Annotated in this window: 15 protein-coding genes; 3 read left to right on the plus strand and 12 right to left on the minus strand. The window is 57.9% G+C overall.

The window, feature by feature from the left end:
* Window positions 1-24: 24 nt before the first annotated feature.
* Entirely contained in the window at window positions 25-1,293 is a 1,269-nt protein-coding gene (gene traF / locus ACZ5Q2_RS07940) for a conjugal transfer protein TraF (protein WP_432210264.1), read from the minus strand.
* Window positions 1,294-1,543: 250 nt separating this feature from the next.
* Here traF and ACZ5Q2_RS07945 point away from each other — a divergent pair, with 250 nt between their 5' ends.
* Together ACZ5Q2_RS07945 and ACZ5Q2_RS07950 are read left to right on the plus strand one after the other, a co-directional pair.
* The gene (locus ACZ5Q2_RS07945; RefSeq protein ID WP_058090502.1) at window positions 1,544-2,083 is read left to right on the plus strand and encodes an LPP20 family lipoprotein; all 540 of its coding nucleotides are present in this window, start codon (window positions 1,544-1,546) and stop codon (window positions 2,081-2,083) included.
* Between the two features lie 33 nt (window positions 2,084-2,116).
* On the plus strand, window positions 2,117-3,319 hold the full coding sequence (locus ACZ5Q2_RS07950; protein WP_432210263.1) for a flagellar assembly protein T N-terminal domain-containing protein: 1,203 nt from the start codon (window positions 2,117-2,119) through the stop codon (window positions 3,317-3,319).
* Between the two features lie 2 nt (window positions 3,320-3,321).
* On the opposite strand, the gene ACZ5Q2_RS07955 is transcribed toward ACZ5Q2_RS07950, so the two are convergent.
* From ACZ5Q2_RS07955 to trhP, 8 genes are all read right to left on the minus strand, one after another.
* Window positions 3,322-3,780: a SufE family protein gene (locus ACZ5Q2_RS07955; RefSeq protein ID WP_072676361.1), complete on the minus strand. Its 459-nt coding sequence runs from the start codon at window positions 3,778-3,780 to the stop codon at window positions 3,322-3,324.
* Window positions 3,777-4,319, minus strand: a complete 543-nt coding sequence (sufT, locus tag ACZ5Q2_RS07960; protein ID WP_058090505.1) for a putative Fe-S cluster assembly protein SufT — start codon at window positions 4,317-4,319, stop codon at window positions 3,777-3,779. Before sufT ends, ACZ5Q2_RS07955 begins: the two co-directional genes overlap by 4 nt.
* A gap of 18 nt (window positions 4,320-4,337) precedes the next feature.
* Complete coding sequence (locus ACZ5Q2_RS07965) at window positions 4,338-4,694, minus strand: HesB/IscA family protein (protein ID WP_432210262.1); 357 nt, start codon at window positions 4,692-4,694, stop codon at window positions 4,338-4,340.
* A 12-nt stretch (window positions 4,695-4,706) separates the two neighbouring features.
* Window positions 4,707-5,960, minus strand: coding sequence for an aminotransferase class V-fold PLP-dependent enzyme (locus ACZ5Q2_RS07970; RefSeq protein ID WP_432210261.1), 1,254 nt, complete (start codon window positions 5,958-5,960; stop codon window positions 4,707-4,709).
* A gap of 4 nt (window positions 5,961-5,964) precedes the next feature.
* Window positions 5,965-7,251, minus strand: a complete 1,287-nt coding sequence (gene sufD, locus ACZ5Q2_RS07975) for a Fe-S cluster assembly protein SufD (RefSeq protein WP_106694659.1) — start codon at window positions 7,249-7,251, stop codon at window positions 5,965-5,967.
* A gap of 15 nt (window positions 7,252-7,266) precedes the next feature.
* Window positions 7,267-8,028, minus strand: a complete 762-nt coding sequence (sufC, locus tag ACZ5Q2_RS07980) for a Fe-S cluster assembly ATPase SufC (RefSeq protein ID WP_072676366.1) — start codon at window positions 8,026-8,028, stop codon at window positions 7,267-7,269.
* Between the two features lie 194 nt (window positions 8,029-8,222).
* Complete coding sequence (sufB, locus tag ACZ5Q2_RS07985; protein WP_152439006.1) at window positions 8,223-9,671, minus strand: Fe-S cluster assembly protein SufB; 1,449 nt, start codon at window positions 9,669-9,671, stop codon at window positions 8,223-8,225.
* A gap of 200 nt (window positions 9,672-9,871) precedes the next feature.
* Window positions 9,872-11,188: a prephenate-dependent tRNA uridine(34) hydroxylase TrhP gene (gene trhP / locus ACZ5Q2_RS07990; protein ID WP_432210260.1), complete on the minus strand. Its 1,317-nt coding sequence runs from the start codon at window positions 11,186-11,188 to the stop codon at window positions 9,872-9,874.
* A gap of 187 nt (window positions 11,189-11,375) precedes the next feature.
* On the opposite strand from trhP, the gene ACZ5Q2_RS07995 reads away from it, so the two are divergent.
* Window positions 11,376-11,732: a helix-turn-helix transcriptional regulator gene (locus ACZ5Q2_RS07995; RefSeq protein WP_061332963.1), complete on the plus strand. Its 357-nt coding sequence runs from the start codon at window positions 11,376-11,378 to the stop codon at window positions 11,730-11,732.
* Here ACZ5Q2_RS07995 and fabB read toward each other — a convergent pair whose 3' ends face one another.
* From fabB to ACZ5Q2_RS08010, 3 genes are all read right to left on the minus strand, one after another.
* The gene (gene fabB, locus ACZ5Q2_RS08000; RefSeq protein WP_061332962.1) at window positions 11,733-12,944 is read right to left on the minus strand and encodes a beta-ketoacyl-ACP synthase I; all 1,212 of its coding nucleotides are present in this window, start codon (window positions 12,942-12,944) and stop codon (window positions 11,733-11,735) included.
* Between the two features lie 11 nt (window positions 12,945-12,955).
* Complete coding sequence (gene fabA / locus ACZ5Q2_RS08005) at window positions 12,956-13,465, minus strand: bifunctional 3-hydroxydecanoyl-ACP dehydratase/trans-2-decenoyl-ACP isomerase (protein ID WP_061332961.1); 510 nt, start codon at window positions 13,463-13,465, stop codon at window positions 12,956-12,958.
* Window positions 13,466-13,667: 202 nt separating this feature from the next.
* Entirely contained in the window at window positions 13,668-14,852 is a 1,185-nt protein-coding gene (locus tag ACZ5Q2_RS08010; protein WP_432210259.1) for an NnrS family protein, read from the minus strand.
* Between the last annotated feature and the right edge of the window lie 78 nt (window positions 14,853-14,930).

Consider the following 14,930-nt stretch of genomic DNA (forward strand, 5'->3'; position numbering starts at 1 on the left):
CCGGGCTCTGGAACTACGGCGATATCAGAAGGAGGTGCCAAGCTCGATCGCGGCACCCACATCAGCGCTGCTGTACAGGGCGCCAATATCCAGACGCGCGCCGAGAACGTTCAGTCCCAGACCAGCGGTGAATTGGGTATCTTCTTCAATACCGTCGTTGTCGCTGTTGCTGGCCAGGTTGTGGCGGATACCGGCGCGCAGCTGGGCGTAGCGCCAGGCGTCGAATTCGGCACCGACCGCCAGCCATTGGGTATCGTCTTCAAAGCCGAAGGCTTTTTTCTTGGTCAGGTCCAGTTCGGCGGTGACCACGTGGTAGTCGCTCTTGTGGGCGATGGCGGCGGTAACCATGGGGTTGAGTTCGAGGGTGCGTTTCTCTTCGCCAAGTAGCGGGCGTGCCTGTGCGGAGTCCAGCTCCATCGGAATCAGGTTTTTGACCACCACACCGGCATTCCACTCGCGGTTCTCACCGAAGGCATAGGCGGCACCGATGTCCAGGTTGAAGCCGCTTTTGTCAGTTTCGAATTCGTCACTATCGAAGTCATCGTCTTCAAAACCTGAGACGGTTTCGGTGTATTGGAAAGTGCGAAGTTCGACGTATTTGGGGGTTATGCCTAGCTGAAACTGCTCGCCGTTGCTGAGCTCGAAGGATCTGGCAAAACTCAAACCAACCTCTGCAACTGCAGAGGCAAGGATACTGCCTCTGGATTCCAGTTCGTCGGTAATGCCAGGTGTCAGTATTCCGGCTTCGACAGCTGCCAATCGGGCATCATCGTTTTCGCTGTACTCGCCTCGGACTGTTGCTGTCAGGTTGCCGTTCGCCATAACTCCAACCGACAAGCTAGGCCCGGGAAGAGCCACGGCCAATCCGAGACCGGCATTCACTCGGACAGTATCACGGTCGAAATTCTGAAGCTGCTCTCGCAGCTTTCCTGCATTATCCTGGGCGGATCCCTGGTCCAGGCTGTTGATGGATTGCTCGAGTTCATCAATTGTGTCCTGAATATCATCAATCTGATCAACAACTTCTTCTTCATCCGCAAATCGTGCATTGACCGAAGGCAGCATCAGGCCGAAATCATCCGCCCAGTCGTGCTGTGGCGCCGCCATCATGGGCGCCGCCATCATGGCCGGGTTTGCCAAGGGGGCAGCAGAGGGATGTGCTACGGCGACGCCGGTTCCACCCATGGCGAACGAGCGGGCCGAAATGGGAGCCTGCGGGCTCGCAAGGGCAGAGGTGGTGGCAATGGAAAGGCTGATGGCCAGGGACAATTTGCAAAGGCGGTTTGTTTTCATGAACAGTCCTGAGTTGTTTTTTGCAGGGACAAACTATTAAGTTCCTGAAAGGTTAGATGAGTTTTTCGCGAGACTCAGCCCACAAACGGTAACGGTTTGTTCCCGAACTGTAAACAGAGGCATACATTTGCCGCTTTCCCATGGGGGAAAGATCGTTGGTTTTGAAAAAAAGCAAGTAACATCATTGGGTTGCTGATGTTGGCGTGATTTTTTCATGGATGCTGCAAAAGTGTTCTCTGGAGACAAGATAATGACACTGCGATGGACTCTCGTGCCTGTTCTGGTTTTTACATTGGCAGCCTGCGCGCCGGTGGGCAGCTATCAGAACAGCTCGCAGGATACCCGTACCGAATTTGAACCCATCACCGTTCGGGTCAGTGGTTTTGGCACCTACCAGGATGTCCGTGAAGACCGCGTAAATCCTCGAAAGCGGTTGATGGCCCGGCGTGCTTCGCAACTGGATGCCTATCGGAACCTGGCTGAGCGGGTATACGGTACGGTGATTTACGGCAGCTCCACGGTGAATGATTTTGTCGTTAACAATGACAACTTCCGCACCTATGTAGACAGTTATATACGCGGTGCGCGGATGGTGGCGGTGAACGAGCACAGCGACGGTGTGATTGAGACAGTGATGGAGCTCAAGCTGGAACCAAGGTTTCGCGAGTGCGTTTCACGGGTGGTGGATGATCAAGTTCGGGATCAATGTATGATCCCCATGCCGCGCCAGAACGACCGGGTTGGGGATGTGGAAACCCGGCGCACCCAATCACTCTATTATCTGGATTAATCCGCTAATGCCCTGGCGGAAGGCGGGAGAAGTATGAAAGCCATTGTCCTATTGTTGCTGTGGGTCTGCTCGGGCGTGGTCAGTGCTGCCGTACTTGAGGGGGTGGGCCATGCCAATATTCGGGAGAACAATCTGGACCAGGCCCGCGCCGAGGCCCGGCAGGCGGCCATGCGTGATCTCGCTTTGCAGTACGAAGCCAGCGTAAGCACCCAGGATACCCTTGAAAACGGTGAGCTGACACAGTCCCGAACCCGGCTTTCGGCCACCGCCCAGTTACGTAACGCCACCATCGTGGATGAATACCGTAGCGGCAACCTTTTGCGGGTGGTGGTGCGGGCCGAGATGGCGGATGCTTCCGGTACCGAAAGCTGTAAGGCCGGGGAAGCCTCCGGGCTGCGCAAGCGAGTTGCGGTGACAGGATTTCCGATTGTCCGGCCACAGCAGGGAGGTAACCCGGGGCTTGATGATGCCGGCGAGAAACTGCCGCAGGCACTGATTGCCCGCCTGCAGTCTCAGGGCAGAATGCAGGTGTTGGGCTCTACCTCGTTGCAACTTTTCAGCGATTTGCCAGACGCCCCGACCTCGCGCCAGAATCTGGCGGCGAATCATCTGACCAATGTGGTCCAACTGGCCCGGGAGCTCGGCGCGCAGTTTGTGGTGTCTGGCGTCATCAGGGATATCGGTGTGGCTGATCCTAATGCCTGGGGCAGTTCCATCGTGAACCGAATGCAGCGGGGGATCGGGCTGGTGGATACCAGTCGCCGGTTTGAAGCAGAAGTGATGGTGTTCGATGGCTTCAGCGGTTCCCCGGTGTTTCGTCAGCGCTTTGAAACCTCTGCTCGTTGGGATCCGAAAGGCGCAGGCACTGGTGGCTTTGCTTCGGCCGGCTTTGAAAAATCGGAGTGGGGGCAGGCGGTGTCTGGCGTGATTGATGACATGGCGATAGCCGTTAACAATGCGCTGTCGTGCCAACCGTTCATGGCCCGAGTGACCCGTGTTGAGAGCAACCGTGTGACCCTGGCTTCCGGCGCGACGGCCGGGTTACGGCCAGGCGACGAGCTCAATATCTACCGCAGTCAGCGTTATTTCGACTCACTGGATGGTACACCGGAGCTGACGGATGCGAAGGTGTCCATTACCCTCGATAACGTCCACCCGGATTTCAGCACCGGTCGCCTGCCGGTGACCGGTGGCCAGGTAAATATCCAGAGAGACGATATGGCGATAATCTGGTGAGATCAGGCGGCCTCGGCCGCCGCGATGTCCCGGATCTTCCCGACCATAGCCCGCAGGCCGTTACCCCGTGTCGGGGAGATATGGCGGAACAGGTCCAGTTGTTCAAACAGTTCATCGATGTCGGTGGCCAACAACTCTCGCGGTGTCTTGCCGTTCAGGGCTACCAGAATAATGGCCGCCAGGCCGCGCACGATGATGGCGTCTGAGTCGATCAGCAGGAACAGTTTTCCGCTGTCCTCATCGTGATGGTGAACCAGCCACACCTGGCTCTGGCAGCCATGCACGTAATTCTCTTCTGTCCGCTCGTCATCCGGGAACGCCGGCAACTGTTTGCCGAGGTCTACGATGTAGGCGTAGCGCTCTTCCCAGTCGTCCAGAAACTCAAAGGCATCCAGAACGTCTTCCAGGGTGGTTTTGGTGCCCAGGGGGTTGTCGAGGAATTGTTCCTTGCTGGCGGTCATAGCATTCCCAGTTCGAGTTTGGCTTCGTCGGTGAGCATATCGTTGTTCCAGGGCGGATCAAAGGTGAGCTCTACCGTTACCTTGTCGACATTGGGGACATGCTCCACCTTGGTTTGCACATCGTTGGTGATGACCGGGCCCATGCCACAGCCCGCGGCGGTGAGGGTCATCCGGATATAAACGTGATTGCCGTGTTCAGTGCCGTTTTCGATCTTGCACTCATAGATCAGGCCCAGATCCACCACGTTGACCGGGATTTCCGGGTCGTAGCAGTTGCGCAGGGCTTCCCACACCTGGTTTTCGTTGATGGTGCCGTCTTCCGGGGTGTCAAAGCTGCTTTCCAGGGGCTGTTTGCCCAGGGCGTCTGCGTCGTGGCCTTCAATACGGGCGAGGTTGCCGTTCACCGCGACGGTAAAGGTGCCACCGAGGGACTGAGTGATGGTCACGAAGGTGTCCGACGGAATCATGATTTCCGTACCGGAAGGCACCAGCCGGGCTTCCACTTCGCGCTTGGTTAGAACAACTTCCCGTTCTTGCATGCTCTGTAAGACCTCTGTTTATGCCACCGTAAAACTCTCGCCACAACCACACTCCGCTGTCGCATTGGGGTTGCGGAAGCGGAACAGGGAATTAACGCCCTCAGTAACAAAATCGATTTCAATACCATTCACCAGTGGCAGGTGTTCCTGCTTTACGAACACATCCACACCGTCGATGGTAAAAATACGGTCATCGGATTCCGGGGTTTCTACCCACTGGGTTTCATACTTGAAGCCGGAGCAGCCACTCTTTTTGATGGCCAGGCGAATGCCTTTGGCTTCCGGCTTCTTGTTCAGTTGTTTGCGAACGTGTTTGACCGCCGTCGGAGTCATGGTCACGTTCACATCATTTGGGGTGAAGACTTCGGCTGACATGTTTCCACCTCCTCAGGCAAACAGGCGCTGGATCTTTTGCAGGCCGGTAAACAGTTTCTCGACCTCTTCCAGCGTATTGTAGAACGCAAATGAAGCCCGGGCTGTACCGGGTACTCCGTAGAAATCCATCAGTGGCATCGCGCAGTGGTGACCGGTGCGGATGGCAATGCCTTGCTGGTCCAGCAGGGTGCCGATGTCGCTTGGGTGCAGGCCGGCAATCTTGAAGGACATTACCGGTACTTTCTGCCTCGCGGTGCCGATAATCTCCATGCCCGGAACCGTCTCTACCAGCTCGTTGGCACGGATAAGCAGGGCATTTTCTGCCGCTTCCATGGCCTGGCGGTCCAGCCTGTCCAGGTAGTCTATCGCGGCCGCGAGGCCGACGGCTTCGGCAATTGCCGGGGTGCCAGCTTCAAACTTGTAGGGCAGAACGTTCCAAGTGGTGCGCTCGAACGACACCCGCTCAATCATCTCGCCTCCACCCTGGTAAGGAGGCATTTCTTCCAGCAGTTCTGCACGGCCATACAGCACACCGATGCCGGTAGGGCCGAACAGTTTGTGGGATGAAAACACGTAGAAATCGCAACCCAGCGCCTGCACATCCGGCTTGAAGTGGGGCACGGCCTGGGCGCCGTCAATCAGGGTGATCACGCCCTGTTTCTTCGCCTGTTCGATCAGTGGCGCCACCGGGTTTGCTGTGCCCAGCACGTTGGACACGTGGGTAAGGGCCAATACTCGCGTGCGCTCGTTCAGCAGGCTGTTGAATGAATCCAGGTCAAGCTCGCCCTCGGGGGTCACCTGCACAGGGACCACTTTGGCGCCAGTGCGCTCGGCGATCATCTGCCACGGCACGATGTTGGCGTGGTGTTCCATATGACTGACCAGGATCTCATCGCCGGCTTTCAGGCGCGGAGCCAGGCCATTGGCTACCAGATTAATGGCTTCGGTGGTGCCCCGGGTCCAGATGATCTCTTTGGTGCTGGGGGCGTTCAGGAAGTGCCGCACGATTTCCCGGGCACCTTCAAAAGCCGTTGTGGCGCGGTCTCCCAGGGTATGGGCGCCTCGGTGCACGTTCGAGTGCATTTCCCGGTAATAGCGATCCATGGCATCCAACACCGCCTGCGGCTTCTGGGCCGAAGCGCCGTTGTCCAGATACACCAGCGGCTTCCCGTTGATTTCCTGTGCCAGGATCGGGAAGTCTCGGCGGATGGCTTCTACATCAAACGCCGGGGAGTTGGTGTTCTTTACCACGGACAGGTCAGTCATGCCCTCAGGCCTCCTGAAAGGTTTGCTCAAAGAAATCGTTGAGCCGCGCCTGGGCAGTTTCGCGCACGGCTTCCACCGGAATCTGCTGCACCAGCTCGTTGATAAACGCCATAGTCAACAACACGTTGGCTTGCCGGCGGCCAATGCCGCGGGATACCAGATAGAACACCGAGGTTTCATCCAGCTGACCGATTGTGGCACCGTGTGCGCACTTGACGTCGTCCGCATAGATCTCCAGTTCCGGCTTTGTATCGATCTCTGCACCGTTAGACAACAGCAGGTTTTTGTTGTTCATATCCGCGTTGGACTTCTGGGCGTCCTGGTGGATATGAATCCGGCCGTTAAAGATGGCGTGGGATTGGTCCGCAGCAATGTTGCGATAGGTCTCTTCGCTGTTGCAGTGGGCGGCCACGTGGTCGATGGAGGTGTGGTTGTCGTAATGCTGTTTGCCTTGGGTAACCACCACACCGTTAAGCTTGGTTTCGGCCCCTTCACCTTCCAGGCGAACCTGCAGGTCGTGCCGACGCAACGGGCCGCCGAAGCCCACGCAGTGGCTTTCGAAACGGGAGCTGCGCTGCTGCAGAACACCGGTGGCGCCAATGTGCTGAACGTTCTCGCCTTCCATGTTCAGGCGAATGCTGGTGATGTTGGCGCCATCAGCCAGGTTGAATTCGGTAACGGTGTTAACCAGGGCACTTGCGTCACCACTGGAAATGTATTCCTCCACCAGCGTCATCTGGCTGTTGGCACCGGCTTCCACGTATATGCGCGGATAGGCCGAACCACTGGCATCGGCAGTGGTTTCGTGGATCACAAACAGCGGCTGGTCGAGCACGGCACCTGGCGCCAGGCGAATAAACAGGCCGTCCTCAAAGCGGGCGCCGTTCACGCGGGCGAACTGTGCCTGATCGTGGTCCAGCGTGCTGCCCAGTTGCAGTGACACCGCCTTGGCATCGTCTTCATCCAGGTCACTGAAGCTCTGGATGATAATGCCGTTCAGGTCTGGGTATTCACTGGCTTCCGGGATCATCACACCGTTGTTGAAAACAACCTTGTAACCCGGCACCGCCAGGCTGTTGCCGCCTTTGCCTTCAGCGGGCAAGGAGATGGCCATATCGTCGGCCAGCTTCAGGTACTTGCTTGAATACTTCCAGTTCTCGGTTTTTCGGGTCGGCAGTGGCATGTCCACCAGTGCGCTGGCCCGTTGTTTACGCAGCGCCAGCAACGGCTCCGGCAAAGATTGCCCGGCCGGGTGCAGGAAGGCGCTGGAAAGCGTGGGTACTGATTTCATTCCGCGACCTCCTGATCAGTTGCTGGTGTCTTCGTCTTTGATGCCCAGCCAGCCGTAACCTTTCTCTTCCAGTTCCAGGGCCAGCTCACGGCCGCCGGACTTGATGATCTTGCCGCCGGCCAGCACGTGCACGTAGTCGGGCACAATGTGGTTCAGCAGGCGCTGGTAGTGGGTCACCATCAAAATGGCGCGATCTTCGGAGCGCAGGGCGTTAACACCATCGGACACCACTTTCAGGGCGTCGATGTCCAGGCCGGAGTCGGTTTCGTCCAGAATGGCCAGTTTCGGCTGGAGCAGCAGCGCCTGCATGATTTCGTTGCGCTTTTTCTCGCCGCCGGAGAAGCCTTCGTTGACGCCACGCTTGAGGAACGCCGGGTCCAGGTCTACCTGTTTGGAGACTTCCTTGGCCAGTTTCATGAATTCCGCGGCGTTCATTTCTTCTTCACCCCGGTGCTTGCGCATGGCGTTCACGGCGGTGCGCAGGAACTGAAGGTTGCTGACGCCGGGGATTTCCACCGGGTACTGGAACGCCAGGAAGATGCCTTCGCGGGCGCGTTCTTCGGTTTCCAGGTCCAGCAGGTTGTCGCCATTGAGGGTGACTTCGCCGCTGGTGACTTCAAATGCGTCGTTGCCTGCCAGAACCTGTGACAGGGTACTCTTACCGGAACCGTTCGGGCCCATGATGGCGTGAACTTCCCCGGCTTTGATCTCCAGGTTGATGCCCTTGAGGATTTCTTTGCCCTCAACGGAGGCGTGCAGGTTTTTGATGCTCAGCATTTGTACGCTTCTCTCTATTAACCGTCTGAATTCTTTGTCCGCCCCAAATTCTGGGGGAGTCAGCCATCAGGGTGTCCCTTCCGGGATACGCTGTGAATACGTCCCTGTACGCTCGACAAAATCATCCCTGATTTTGACGATCCCGGAAGGGACACCCTGACGGCTTCCGTGATACTTGTGTGTATGCCGTCTCGTTAACCAACGGAGCCTTCAAGGCTGACTTCCAGAAGCTTGCCGGCTTCCACGGCGAACTCCATCGGCAACTCCTTGAACACTTCCTTACAGAAGCCGTTCACGATCATGGACACTGCCTGCTCCGGGTCGATACCGCGCTGACGGCACAGGAACATCTGCTCGTCGCTGACCTTGGAGGTGGTGGCTTCGTGCTCCACGATGGCCGATTTGTTCTTGCTTTCGATGTACGGGAAGGTGTGGGCGCCGCAGCGGTCGCCGATCAGCAGCGAGTCACACTGGGTAAAGTTGCGTGCGCCTTCTGCACCTGGACCAAACTTCACCAGGCCGCGGTAGGCGTTGGAGCTGCGGCCGGCGGAGATGCCCTTGGAGATGATGGTGCTCTTGGTGTTCTTGCCAAGGTGAATCATCTTGGTGCCGGTGTCGGCCTGCTGGTAGTTGTGGGTGAGGGCGACGGAGTAGAACTCGCCTACGCTGTTCTCACCACGCAGTACGCAGCTCGGGTATTTCCAGGTGATGGCGGAGCCGGTTTCTACCTGGGTCCAGGAGATCTTGGAGTTTTTGCCGATGCAGGCGCCGCGCTTGGTGACGAAGTTGTAGATGCCACCTTTGCCGTTTTCGTCGCCCGGATACCAGTTCTGTACGGTGGAGTATTTAATCTGGGCGTCGTCCAGGGCGACCAGTTCTACCACCGCTGCGTGCAGCTGGTTTTCGTCCCTCATCGGAGCGGTGCAGCCTTCGAGGTAGCTTACGTAGCTGCCTTCTTCGGCGATGATCAGGGTACGTTCGAACTGGCCGGTGTTGGCGGCGTTAATCCGGAAGTAGGTGGACAGTTCCATGGGGCAGCGGACGCCCTTCGGGATGTATACGAAGGAGCCATCGGAGAACACTGCGGAGTTGAGGGCGGCGAAGTAGTTATCGCCGGCCGGGACCACGCTGCCCAGGTATTTTTTCACCAGTTCCGGATACTTCTGTACCGCTTCTGAGATGGGGCAGAAGATCACGCCGGCTTTTTCCAGCGGTTCTTTGAAGGTGGTGGCCACAGAAACGGAATCGAAAACGGCATCAACCGCAACGCCGGCCAGCTTGGCCCGTTCGTGCAGGGGGATGCCCAGTTTTTCGTAGGTGCGCAGCAGCTCCGGATCAACGTCGTCCAGGCTCTGGGGCATGTCTTCTTTTTTCTTGGGCGCCGAATAATAGGAGATGGAATCGTAGTCCACTTTCGGGAAATCCACGTGGGCCCATTCCGGCTCGTCCATTTCCAGCCAGCGACGATAGGCTTTCAGGCGCCATTCGAGCATGAATTCCGGTTCCTGTTTGATTTCAGACAGGCGGCGGATTACATCTTCATTGAGGCCGGGTTCGAAGGTGTCGGATTCAATTTCAGTAACGAATCCGTGCTCGTATTCCCGTTTGATCAGCTCTTTCACCTCGTTGTCGGTGGTCGCCATGATCGTCGCTCCGTAATTCTCTCATCTGGGGCTTGGTGCCTGAGTGGCGGGTGGGGCTTTGTTGGCTGGCCCGCTTTCCCGTTGTTTCTGGCGAGTGATTATACAATACCAGAGTAATTTAGTCAGGTATTAAATCGGTCGATTAGGGATTATACCTTAATCGGCCCTCAGGGCACTAAGGGCCGACCGAAGGCGGGAGGTCAGCTGTGGGCAGGCAGGATGCGGGTCAGGTAGCTGAACTGTAGGGATTCCGGCAAGCCTTTGGGCCTGGGGATACGCACAAAGTGGCCGCTGCCCGGTGCGTATTCCATGGTTTCGCCGTGGCGGTTTTCCATGGTGTTGACGCTGAAGCGCAGGTTGCCGGATGGGGTGATGAGTTCGAGTTGGTCGCCGGGGGCGAATTTGTTTTTGACGTCGATGGTGAGCCATCGGTCATCCGCATCGGTAATGGTGCCTACTACCTGCTGGGTGCCGAGGTGGGAGGAGCCCTGTTCGTAGGTCTGGTATTCCTGGGGTACGTGGCGGCGGAGGAAGCCTTCGGTGTAGCCGCGGTTCGAGAGGGCTTCGAGTTCGTTCATCATGTGCATGTCGAAAGGTTTGCCGGCGAGGGCGTCGTTGATGGCCTGGCGGTAGACCTGGGTGGTGCGGGCCACGTAGTAGGTGCTTTTGGTTCGGCCTTCGATTTTCAGGGAGTGGACGCCCATGTTGACCAGTTCGGCGACGTGCTGGACGGCGCGGAGGTCTTTGGAGTTCATGATGTAGGTGCCGTGCTCATCCTCGTAGGCGGGAATGAAGCCGCCCGGGCGGTTGGGCTCTTCCAGCAAGATTTCTTTGGGCTCGAAGGTCTCCACCGCGTCCGCGGAGGTGGCAATCAGGTCGCCGGTCTGGTCGTGGCTGTGCTGCACCGGTTTGTAGTTCCAGCGGCAGGCGTTGGTGCAGGCGCCCTGGTTGGCGTCGCGGTGGTTCATGTAGCCGGACAGCAGGCAGCGGCCGGAGTAGGCCATGCATAAAGCACCGTGCACGAACACTTCCAGTTCCATCCCGGGGACTTTTTCGCGGATTTCCCGGATTTCGTTCAGGGCCAGTTCCCGGGAAAGGATGACCCGGTTGATGCCCTGGCGGCGCCAGAATTCGACGGTGGCCCAGTTGACGGCGTTGGCCTGGACTGAAAGATGGATCGGTTGGTCCGGCCAGTGTTCCCGCACCAGCATGATCAGGCCCGGGTCAGACATGATCAGGGCGTCGGGCTTATGCTCCAGCACTGGCGCCAGGTCTCGCAGGTAGCTGCGTACCTTGTCGTTGTGGGGGGCAATGTTGGAGACCAGATAGAACTGTTTGCCAAGTTCGTGAGCCCGTTCAATGCCAGCGCCAAGGGCTGCAATGTCTTTGAAACTGTTGTTCCTTACTCTCAGCGAGTACCGTGGTTGGCCGGCATAGACGGCATCGGCGCCGTACGCGAAAGCGGTTTCAAGGTGTTCGGGGGTGCCGGCAGGCGCGAGCAGTTCCGGGGTGGTCATGGGGGCTCCGGGTGGTTCTGGTAATCAGTGGTTGCAGGAAGGGCATCATGAAAAATGTGGATTTTGCCCTAAACTGAGTGCATCGCCATTGATCTTGCTCAAAAGTCGTATTGATTGATCTCGGCTAACATGTGTACGCTGACAAACTTTCACAGTGGATTAAAACAGAATGGCAGGGGGAATTGGCATGGCATCGGAGCCTCTGGGGCCTGAGGTTTCAAAGCGTTCACTGAGTAATCGGGTCAGTGTGCTGATCCGGCTTCAGTTGGCGCGTGGCAAGGTGGGTGTGGAGGCGGTGGCAGGGCAGCTGAACATGAGTCGCTACACGTTGCACAAGAAGCTGCGGCAAGAGGGGCTGACGTTTGCGTCGCTGCTGGAGCAGGTGCGCCGTGAGCAGGCCATCACCTACATGAAGGATAAGACCAAGCCGCTGGTGGAGATTGCCGAACAGCTTGGTTTTTCGGAACTCAGCGCATTCAGCCGGGCGTTCAAGCGCTGGATGGGCACTCCGCCGGCTGAATATCGCTCGCTCAGGCTGTCCTGATCAGACTTTCTTGAAGATCAGGGTGGCGTTGGTGCCGCCAAAGCCGAAGCTGTTGCTCATCACCAGGTCCAGGTTCTGGTTGTCCTGACGTTCCCGAACGATGGGGTAACCTTCGGCGCCTTCGTCCAGGTTCTGGATGTTGGCAGACGGGGCAATAAAACCTTCCCTTTGCATGATCAGGGTGTAAATGGCTTCGTGCACGCCAGCGGCACCCAAAGCATGGCCACACAGGGGTTTGGTGGAGCTCAGTGGCGGAATCTTGTCACCAAAGGTGTCCTTCAGGGCTTTCAGCTCGGTGATGTCACCGGCCGGGGTGCTGGTACCGTGGGTGTTGATGTATTTGATCTCACCGCCAGCCTGCGCCATGGCCTGCTTCATGCAGCGAACCGCACCTTCACCGCTCGGGGCGACCATATCGGCGCCGTCTGAGGTGGCGCCAAAGCCGACCAGTTCGGCCAGGATGGTGGCGCCGCGGGCTTCTGCGTGCTCCAGGGATTCCAGTACCAAAGCACCTCCACCGCCGGAAATAACAAAGCCGTCGCGGTCCGCATCGTAGGTGCGTGAGGCCAGTTCCGGTGTGTCGTTGTACTTGGTGGATAGCGCGCCCATGGCGTCGAACATCAGGCTCAGAGTCCAGTGAATGTCCTCACCACCACCAGCCAGCATGACTTCCTGACGGCCCAGGGCGATCTGATCTGCCGCGTGGCCAATGCAGTGGGCACTGGTGGCGCAGGCAGAGGTGATGCCGTAGTTGATGCCGGTAATACCGAACGCGGTAGTAATGGAGGCGTTGATCGCGCTACCCATGGTGCGGGGCACCCGATAAGGGCCAACCCGGCGAATGCCTTTGTCGCGATGGGTGTCGATGGCGTCCAGAAGCTCCACGGTGGAGGCGCCGCCAGTACCAAATACCGCACCGGTGCTGTTGGCACGAACCTGTTCGTCGGTCAGGCCTGCCTGTTCGATGGCTTCTTTTGCTGACAGGTAGCAGTAGCCAGCCGCCGGCGACATGAAGCGCCAGATCTTGCGGTCGATCAGTTCCGACAGGTTCAGGTCGATCTTGCCCGCAACGTGGCTGCGCAAGCCGTTGTCTCTGGCCTCTTCGCTGAAGGCGATGCCGGAGCGGGATTCCCGAAGGGACTGGGCTACTTCTTTCTGGTTGGTTCCGAGGCTGGAGACAATCCCCATGCCGGTTACAACAACGCGACGCATCGTGCTAACTCCTAAAAGTCATCAGTAGATGTGAACAGGCCAACCCGAAGGTCTTTGGCGGTGTAGATTTCCCGGCCGTCGACTTCCATACGGGCATCCGCAATTGCCATGGTCAGCTTACGGCGGATGAGGCGTTTGATGTCCAGGCGGTAAGTAACCTTTTTGTTGGTCGGCAACACCTGGCCAAAGAATTTCACTTCGCCGGCACCCAGGGCGCGGCCTTTGCCTTCGCCACCAGTCCAGGCCAGAAAGAAACCCACCAGCTGCCACATGGCATCCAGGCCCAGGCAGCCGGGCATCACCGGGTCGCCCTGAAAATGCACTTTGAAGAACCAGAGGTCCGGGTTGATGTCCAGTTCGGCCACCAGGCTGCCTTTGCCGAATTCACCGTCGTCCGCCGCTATGTGGGTAATGCGGTCTACCATCAGCATTTCATCGATGGGCAGGCGCATGTCGCCCGGGAACAATTCGCCGTGACCACAGCGGATCAGGTCTTCTTTGTCAAAGTGATCAGGATACATATTGCCTGTGTCTCTGTTGCAGAATCATTTCTTCTACTTTAGCGCTTATCGCCAGAAGAGCTATTGACCTTTAGTGGATGATAGCCGGCGTGAAGTTCCTCTTGGTTTGGAAATAGTTCGCAGAAATCCTGTTTTGATGGTCATCAAGGTGCTCGCACGGGAGGCTTGCTACTTTGGTCGCGCCTATGGGTTTTGAATCTCTCTACCCCTCTCGGCCATCGGCTCTGGGGCTGGCCAGTACACCGGTGTAGCGAACCAGGAAGATAGTGTAGGCGATCACCCACAGCGCGGTGCTGGTGCCGATGCCGGGGTGCCAGGGAATGACATCAAATGCGGTGATAACTCGAATAACCGCCGCCAGTTGCACCGCCACAAAAGCCAGAACCATGCCTTTGGGTAAAATCAGTGGGCGGCCGGTGTGACCCAGGGAGACCCGGGCGATCACGCCCAGAATCAGGCAGCCAACGGCGCCGGTACCCGCGGCGTGGGTCCAGGCATTGCTTGGCCAGCCTGCCAGCAAAGAACCGGCGAGTAACAGCAAGGCCACCGGTACCCAGAGAATGGACAGGTGCAGTATCCACAACAAGGGTTCACTGCGCACCAGCCAGCCTTTCCAGTTTGCCAGGCGAACCAGCATCAGCACGGCAGCCACCACCGCCAGTATGGCGGTTACCGTTTGCCACCCGGTAACCAGCGAAACCATCAACAGGATCATGGAGAACACCGCCGCCATATCCAGGGCCGGAATCATTTTGACGGCCTCGGCGTTGCCTCCTCTCTGGCGCAGCCAGCCGGCGGAAAAGGCTGGTGTGATGCGCCCGCCAATGATGCTGATCAGGGCCATGGCCATGATCAGTGCGCCATAGCTGAAGGCCATATCCAGCCGGGTTACGAAGCCGATCTGCATCAGCCAGAGCAGCCCCAGCACCACCAGAATCATCACCTGCCGTTTCTGCCGGGCTTTCCATACGCGCCAGCCGGCGTCGATCATCACCAGTGGCAGGAAGGCGAGGTTAACGCCCTGTACCAGCCACTCCGGCAGGTTGCCGCCAAAGGCCAGGAGCAGGCGGCCAGCCAGCCAGACGCCCCAAAGCCCTGCCAGAAGCGCTCCGTGGGTTCGGTCGGTTTGGGTCCAGACACACACGGCGGTCAGCAAGAAGCCAGCAATGGCAGCAGACAGGAAACCGAACAGCATTTCATGCTGATGCCAGAACAGGCCCGGCATGGCCAGGGGCAGTCGTACCGTACCGGTCACTTCCAGCACCCAAAGGGGGATGGCGACAATAGCCAGTACAGTCATGGACAGGAAAAAAATCCGGAACGGGTAACTGAAGAGCTGGCTGACGCTGGCTGAGGCGCGCTCAGGAGAGGCTGGAATGGACTGCATAACTAATCTCCCAAATACATGTATATGCAGTATATGTTAAAGGTGATGGGATCGAGAAACCATACCTGCTTGGGGGTA

This window comes from Marinobacter alkaliphilus, from assembly GCF_055394375.1.